This window comes from Candidatus Symbiothrix dinenymphae (assembly GCF_001431085.1).
Genome location: NZ_BBRU01000301.1, coordinates 1 through 8,037, shown reverse-complemented (window position 1 = coordinate 8,037; position 8,037 = coordinate 1). Strand labels below are relative to the sequence as shown.

Below are 8,037 nucleotides of genomic sequence, written 5' to 3'. Positions count from 1 at the left end.
GGCGACGGACTCATCACGAATCTGGATCAGGTGCCCATCGGATACCCTACGGTTCCGGAAATCAATTACGGTTTTGGCGTTTCTGTCGGTTACAAAGGCATTGATGCTTCCGCCTTTTTCCAAGGCTCGGCACGGCAGTCTTTCTGGCTGAGCACCGACGGCAACGGACGCATACAACCGTTTCTCGACGGGTCCTACAAAGACAGCGGCGATGACGGTTTACGGGGGCAAAATGCAGTGTTACAGGCAATAGCCGACAACTACTGGTCTGAAAGCAATCGCAATCCGTATGCTTTTTGGCCCCGTCTGTCCAATGATGTGGTTGATAACAACAGCAAACCAAGTACATGGTTCATGCAAGACGCTACTTTTTTGAGGTTTAAGTCGGCGGAAGTGGGTTATACCATCCCGCAACACCTCACGAAGAAGGCGTACATAAGCAATCTGCGTGTTTATCTCAGTGCCACCAATCTGTTGTGCTGGAGCAACTTCAAACTGTGGGACCCCGAAATGGCGGGCAACGGTCTGGGGTATCCGCTGCAACGAGTGTTTAATGTAGGACTTAATATAGGATTTTAAAAATTAAAAATTAAAAATTATGAAAACAATAATAAAATGTATTACCGCGGCGATGTTCATTTTCCCATCGTGCGACTATCTGGATGTTGTTCCCGACATGGTGCCTACCTTGGACAATGCCTTTTCTGACCGATATATGGCTGAAAAGTTTCTTGCCACTTGCTATTATGGATTGCCGTCGACAGCAAGTCTTACAGCTACACCCGGATTTCTCGGTGCTCTTGAAATGATATACAACAAAGATTACAAAGAGCCAGATGAGCGAACAAACCCCGGCATGGTGCTGGGACTGGGGCAAAACGACCGCACCACTGCGATAATGGATATGTGGGCTGGCGGAACCCCCGGAAGCCTGTATGCCACTATCCGCGATTGCAACACTTTTCTGGACAATATCGAACGAGTGCCCGACTTGAAGAGACCCGAAAAAGACCGCTGGATAGCAGAGGTGAAACTGGTTAAGGCATATTGTCACTTTTCCCTGATTACCCATTACGGACCGATGTGTATCGTTAGAGAAAGTGCACCTGTATCAACATCCACGCAGGGTGTGCGGGTTTACCGCGACAAAGTGGATGACTGTTTTGCCTACACCGTGGAATTGTTGGACGAAGCAATCAACTCCAATGCTTTGCCGGAGATAATCCCGGATATCGGTAAGGAATCCGGTCGTTTTACCAAGGCAGCAGCTTATGCCATAAAAGCGAAAGTATTGGTGTATTGGGCAAGCCCGCTTTTTAACGGAAATACGGAACTGGTGAATTTCGTTGACCACAATAATGAACCGTTTTTCAACCAGACTGAAGACCCAACACGCTGGACAAAAGCGGCAGAGGCCTGTAAAGCGGCAGTGGCTGTCTGCGGGGATGCTCGTATACGGCTGTTTCAGCGAGCGGATTATACAACACCCTTTACTCTTTCGGACACTACCGCTCTGGTGAATACGCTCCGAGAGGCGATTTGCAAACTTTGGAATGTGGAACTGATATGGACAAATAACGCTGCGACTTTCACCGTTTTTCAGGCAAACTGTATGCCCAGATTAGAACTCGCAGTAAGTAATCCCGCCAAGGGCTTATTTAGCATTCCTTTTTCTACTGTCGATGTGTTTTATACGAAGGATGGCGTTCCGATTAACGAGACCGATAGCTTCGATTATGATGGACGGTTCAATATTCGCCAAGGCGACTACGACCACAGATATCTTATCCAAATGGGTGAATGGACCGCAGCCATGAACTTCGACCGTGAACCGCGTTTTTATTCCACACTGGGCTTCGACCGCGGCAAATGGTACGGAAATCATGATCAAAATCCGCCCGGCGGCGCAGGTGGTGCTCCGGGATTAGAAGTGGATAGTCGGTATCCTAGAGCTCGCTATGGGGAATATTCTTCCATATTCGCTCCGGGTGAATACAATGCAACGGGTTACTGGCCTAAAAAACTTATCCATCCGAATACTCAATATTCCAATAATTCTACTACGTGGTGGGGAGAGATATATCCTTTCCCAAGTATGCGTTATGCTGATTTGCTCTTGCTCACAGCGGAAGCCGTGAACGAAGCAGAAGGACCCACCAATGCGTATCCGTACATCGACGAGGTCAGAGCGCGCGCCGGTTTGGTTGGCGTAGTGAACAGCTGGCAGACCCATGCAAAGTCGGCGTATAAGAGTAAGCCTACCACCCCAATCGGTCTGCGTGCCATCATTCAGCAGGAGCGGAAAATAGAACTGGCTTGCGAGGGACATTATTTTTGGGACAGTCGCCGCTGGAAAACAGCCGCTACTGAACAAAATAATCGCCTGATACAGGGTTGGAATCACCTGGGGAGGTCTGCAAACGATTATTACACCCCAACCACGATTTATACCCAAAGGTTTATTTCCCCGCGCGACTATTTTTTCCCGATACCGGAGAGCGATTGTATCGATAATCCACAGTTAAAACAAAATCGGGGATGGTGATTGTCTGAATCACGATTTTAATAAGATTAAAAAGATTAGCAAGATGAAAGAGAATATGATTATCATGGTAATCTTGTAAATCTTATTAAAATCAAGGTTCAGACAAAAAGAATTAGAAATTAATAATTTAAAAAATTAGAGAATATGAAAACAATTTATTTTAGTGTTATTGCTTGTTTGTTTCTGTTGTTTTCCTGCGAGGAAAGGTTGCTGGAACCCACAAATAAGAATCTGGGGAAACCCGAGTCGGTTGCCGAAGCAACCGTGAGCACCACTCCGATTGCCGGAGGCGTTGTTATTAAATATCGCGTGCCCGATGTCCAAGATATTTTGGAAGTAAAAGCCGTATATACCACCCGGACGGACGGAACGGAACGGGAAGCGTCCGGTTCGTTCTATACGAATCAATTGACGTTGGAAGGTTTTAACGACACGATAGAGCACACTGCCCTGTTGTATGTCGTTAACCGTGCTCTGGAGAAATCCGACCCCGTATCGGTGAAGTTTAAACCGCTTGAATCGTCCCTGAGCAAAACCGCCAAGACGGTGAAGATAGTTGCCGGCAATGGGGGTGCCGATTTCAGTTGGAAAAACGAAGACAGAGCCGCACTCTCCTTCGAGTTTCTCACAGAGGACAAAGCCGGCACTTTGCAACCGGCTACTATCCTGTCCTCCTATCTCGATTCTTCGAAATATAGCCTTCGCGGCTATTTGCCGGAGCCTCGTAAGTTCGGCTTGATTATCAGCGACAACTGGGGAAACGCTTCGGACGTCATCCTTCCGGAAGGATTAATTACTCCCCTTGCCGACAACAAGTTGGACAAGAGTAACATGAAAATTCTCATCCTGCCCTCAGGACCCGGCGACCCCAAGGGCGACTCCCCGTTTTATTATTGGTATGCGCAGAACGAAAACTTGATAGATGACGACATTTACAATTTCGGACATACGGCCAACGGTACTATGCCGGGAGGAGTTTCCTTTACGCTGGATTTAGGTGCTTCTGCGTCAGTGAGCCGCCTGTTACTTCATCAGCGTAACACTGACTACCTCACTACTGCTGGCGGAAGCATGTATAACGTAGGAAATCCTAAAAATTTTACGGTCTATGGCAGCAGTTCCAATACTGTTCCAAGCAGTGATTGGAGCGAGTGGACACCGCTTGCAGATTTTGAAGTGATAAAACCATCGGGGTTACCAACCTATCAGGTATCTGATGAAGACAGGCGTGCTTTAATTGCCGGGGATGAGTTTTCTTTCCCGCAAGGAGAGCCGATACGGTTTCTACGGTTTCTATTTCGTGACAACTGGGGTAACGCTACTTTTATGCACGTAGCAGAAATAACCTTATATGGCGGATATGTGGAATAAACAATATAAATAAATTAAAAAATATAAAGCAATGAAAAAGATATATATTAGTGTATTAGCAATGAGCCTGTTGGGTTTCATTTCCTGTGATGATGGTATGGACATCCACAAGCAGTATGTTGAAGACGGCGAAATAGTCTATGCCCCAAAAGTAGATTCGATGGTGTTCAGAGCGGGTAAGGGACGTATTTTGTTTCAAGGTTGGTTAATCAATTCGCCGAATGTGAAGACGATTGAAGTGTATTGGAACGACGGAGTGGGGCACCGTTCCATCCCGGTTCCTGCATCTGTTTCGGATACCATCGTCGTGGAAGATACCATTCCGGATATGGGAGAACAATCCTATGCGTTTGAAGTGCAAACAACAGACAGCCGCGGCAATTCATCCCTCAAAACCACCGGCTCAGGTATCTCTTACGGAGCACTCTTCCGAAGCACCCTGAACCAACGGCGCGTTGATGTGGGTAGTCCTGTTGAGGTTGGCACAGATATACACATAAAGATTCCATGGGGAATAGCAGCCGAAAATCAGGTGCAGACCGAAATCCGTTACACTAAGCTGAGCGGTGTGGATACCACCATCGCGGCAAGTCCGGTCGACGCCCTTACTACTATTACGGATGCGACACTCGGCTCAACGTTTGAGTACCGCTCAGTGTTCCGTCCGGAACCGGATGCTGTAGATACGTTCAGTCTGGGTTGGGAGAGCGTGACAATAGATCCGGTTATTCTCTTTGATAAAACGAATTGGGAGGTGATAGAATGGTCCGGCCAAAACAGCGGCTATCGGGCAACGACGATTATTGACGGTATAGACAACAACAGCAACAGCTACTGGCACTCAGAGTGGTCTCCAGCTGCTCCCCCCCCCCACTGGGCTATTATCGACATGAAGACGCCGAAAGATATTACACAGATAGTAACTTATCGCGCTTCCGGTCGAGTAGGTGCCAAAACTGTTCAATATTTCGTAAGTGACGACCCGGATCCGACTGCCGCTACATGGGTGCAAATCGGTAACGACATTGTGTTTCCAAACAATGCCGTACCGCAGATGTTGACAACCTATATACCTTCGCCGGATCCCGCCAACAGGAAACGTTATTTGAAAATCTATCTGCCCGACAGCAACGAAGGAGTATATATTCAGATAGCGGAAATCTATGTTTACAGGTCATATTGATTGTCTGCGTTTATATCAATTTTTTTGTACCTTTGCAGGGACTTGAATGTGTTACACAATAATAAACAATATGAAATCAGGAATTAAATTCTTATTCTGTTTCTTTTTATTACTGGGCGCTTCCTTAGTTGGGATGGCGCAGCAGCGCAGGGAGTTCTTGCTGGAAAAAGGCTGGAAGTTTTCGCGTACCGACACGGAGGAGGCTGTCCGTCCGGAGTTTGACGACAGCAAGTGGCAAACCGTAACCGTGCCTCACGACTGGGCTATTTATGGACATTTCGACAAGAGTGCCAATGTGCAGAGGTCCATCCTCGAAGGAGGCTTGCCTCTCGTCGGTGCAAGCTGGTATCGCACCACCTTTGACGCGCCCGGCTTTGCGCGGGGACAAAGGGCGGCTATCCTCTTCGACGGGGCGATGAGCAATGCACGGGTCTACCTCAACGGCCGTGAGGTGGGCTTTTGGCAGTATGGCTACAACAGCTTTTGGTTCGACATGACGGCAAATATGAAGGAAAAAGGCAACGTCCTGGTCGTGCGCACAGAGAACTTACCGGAATCGTCGCGCTGGTATTCCGGCGCGGGGCTGTACCGCAACGTCCATGTTATCCTCACGAGCGGCGAACATATTCCCGTCTGGGGAACGCAACTCACTACGCCGGTGGTGAATCGCGAATACGCCAAGGTGAAGCTCAAGACAAAGGTTGAACTGCCGAACGGGCACCTGTCCGGAAGGGTTACATTAGTTACGGAGTTAAAAGATTCGTATGGTAAAATAGTCGCCCGTTCGGAAAGTGCCCTCTCGCGTTTCGACGCCTTTACTTTTGAACAGGATTTCGCCGTCGAAACCCCGCACTTGTGGACACCTTCGACACCTTACCTGTATGAAGCCGTTTCAAAGCTATACGCCAACGACGTGCTGAAAGACGAATATACGACGCCCTTCGGCATCCGACAGCTTGAAATCATACCCGACAAAGGCATGTTTCTCAACGGCGAGCCAATCAAGTTCCGGGGCGTATGCAACCACCATGACCTCGGACCGCTTGGGGCAGCCGTCAACGAAAGTGCGCTCAGGCGGCAACTGAGTATTCTGAAGGAAATGGGATGCAATGCCATCCGCACTGCGCACAATATGCCTGCTCCCGAATTAGTGCGCCTGTGCGACGAAATGGGTTTCATGATGATGGTGGAAGCCTTCGACGAATGGGACGGTGTCAAAGGCAGCAAGAACGGCTACAACCGTTATTTCACCGAATGGGCGGAGAAAGATATGGTCAATATGCTGCACAACTATCGCAACAGTCCTTCGGTTGTAATATGGAGCATCGGGAATGAGGTGCACGGGCAAGAATCGGCGCGAGGCATGAAAACGGCGCGTTTCCTTCAAGATATATGCCACCGCGAAGACCCTACCCGACCGGTAACAATGGGCTTGGATAATGCGCAGGGTGCCATGGACAGCCACATGGCTGCCATCCTCGACGTGGCCGGCTTCACCTATCGCCTTCCCTTCTACCAAAAGGCTTACGAGGAGTTGCCTCAAAACATTGTACTCGGCAGCGAAACGACCTCCACCATCAGTTCACGGGGCACATACTACTTCCCCGTAACCCGCACTGACGACAAGGAAACAGTTCATGAGGATGGACAAATGTCCGGATATGATGTAGAACATTGTTGGTGGTCGAATCTCCCGGACGACGACTTTGTGTATCACGACGACTATCCCTGGTGTATAGGCGGGTTTGTCTGGGCGGGCTTCGACTACTTAGGCGAACCGACTCCTCACTGGCGTTGGCCGAACCACAGTTCCATGTTTGGCATCATCGACCTGGCAGGCATTCCCAAAGACCGCTATTACCTCTACCGCAGCCACTGGAATCCCACGGAGGAAACCCTACACATCCTCCCCCACTGGACATGGCCGGGACGGGAAGGCGAAGTGACGCCGGTCTTCGTCTATACCAACCATCCTTCTGCCGAACTCTTTATCAACGGCAAGAGCCAGGGCCGCCTGACGAAGGATATCACGATGACGGCTGACCGTACCAATAACGATGATGCAGCCAAACAACTCCTCCGCCAGCGCCGCTACCGCCTGATGTGGATGGATGCGAAGTATGAACCGGGCGTTATAAAAGTGGTGGCTTACAACGAGAAAGGGCAAGCCGTGGTCGAAAAGGAAGTCCATACTGCAGGCAAGCCTCATCACATAGAACTGTCGGCAGACCGTTCGTCGCTTGAAGCAAACGGCAAAGACTTGGCTTTCGTCACAGTGAAGGTGGTCGATAAAGACGGCAACCTCTGCCCCGAAGCATCCAACTCTATCCGCTTTAAAGTAAGCGGTGCGGGCAGCTTTCGGGCAGCAGGAAACGGCGATGCGAGGAACCTCGAACAGTTCCACCTCCCCAAGATGAGTGCCTTTAAGGGTCAATTGGTAGCCATTGTTCAATCGTCCGAACAAGAAGGCAAAATCCATTTCGAAGCCGAAGCCTCCGGTCTGCGCAAAGCAACGGCTACAATAAAAACAACTATCTTTGCACTCTAAAAAAATTAAAAATATTAAAAATAAAAATTATAAAAGAAATGAAAAAAAGTTATTGTTTATTAGCAGTTTCACTGCTTGTGTTATCAGTGTTCACTCTGTCGTCTTGTCGGGCAGATATAAAATGGACGAAATATGAGAACAATCCTGTTCTCGGTGGCGCGGACCTCGGCACGTGTTTCGATATCGCGATGCTGCAAGAGGACGGCAAATACAAGATGTGGTTCTCGTGGCGACCGAAAAAGTCGCTTGCCTACACCGAAAGTAAGGACGGAATTAATTGGTCTGAGCCTACAATCGTTCTCGCTCCCAATCCCGACTCAGGTTGGGAAAATGAAATCAATCGCCCCTCCGTTATTAAGCGGGACGGCGTGTATCATCTTTGGTACACCG

Annotated in this window: 4 protein-coding genes and 2 pseudogenes; all 6 read left to right on the top strand. The window is 48.9% G+C overall.

Features of this window, described 5'->3' with window-relative positions; genetic code table 11:
* Positions 1 to 579 (top strand): annotated as a pseudogene (locus ASC50_RS03785) (SusC/RagA family TonB-linked outer membrane protein); the annotation flags it as partial.
* A gap of 19 nt (positions 580 to 598) precedes the next feature.
* Positions 599 to 2,545 (top strand): RagB/SusD family nutrient uptake outer membrane protein, encoded by a 1,947-nt coding sequence (locus ASC50_RS03780; RefSeq protein WP_055432364.1) that lies wholly within the window; start codon positions 599 to 601, stop codon positions 2,543 to 2,545.
* A 144-nt stretch (positions 2,546 to 2,689) separates the two neighbouring features.
* On the top strand, positions 2,690 to 3,916 hold the full coding sequence (locus ASC50_RS03775) for a DUF5000 domain-containing lipoprotein (RefSeq protein ID WP_056928728.1): 1,227 nt from the start codon (positions 2,690 to 2,692) through the stop codon (positions 3,914 to 3,916).
* 31 nt (positions 3,917 to 3,947) lie between these two features.
* Positions 3,948 to 5,099, top strand: coding sequence for a DUF4998 domain-containing protein (locus tag ASC50_RS03770; RefSeq protein WP_082592081.1), 1,152 nt, complete (start codon positions 3,948 to 3,950; stop codon positions 5,097 to 5,099).
* 70 nt (positions 5,100 to 5,169) lie between these two features.
* A complete protein-coding gene (locus tag ASC50_RS03765; protein WP_055432361.1) occupies positions 5,170 to 7,647 on the top strand; it encodes a glycoside hydrolase family 2 TIM barrel-domain containing protein in 2,478 nt (825 codons plus the stop codon).
* A gap of 38 nt (positions 7,648 to 7,685) precedes the next feature.
* Positions 7,686 to 8,037 (top strand): annotated as a pseudogene (locus tag ASC50_RS03760) (hypothetical protein); the annotation flags it as partial.

Bases quoted from the DNA above. Each gene is read 5' to 3' on its own strand.
- ASC50_RS03780 (WP_055432364.1), top strand. From the start codon at position 599: ATGAAAACAATAATAAAATGTATTACCGCGGCGATGTTCATTTTCCCA.
- ASC50_RS03775 (WP_056928728.1), top strand. From the start codon at position 2,690: ATGAAAACAATTTATTTTAGTGTTATTGCTTGTTTGTTTCTGTTGTTT.
- ASC50_RS03770 (WP_082592081.1), top strand. From the start codon at position 3,948: ATGAAAAAGATATATATTAGTGTATTAGCAATGAGCCTGTTGGGTTTC.
- ASC50_RS03765 (WP_055432361.1), top strand. From the start codon at position 5,170: ATGAAATCAGGAATTAAATTCTTATTCTGTTTCTTTTTATTACTGGGC.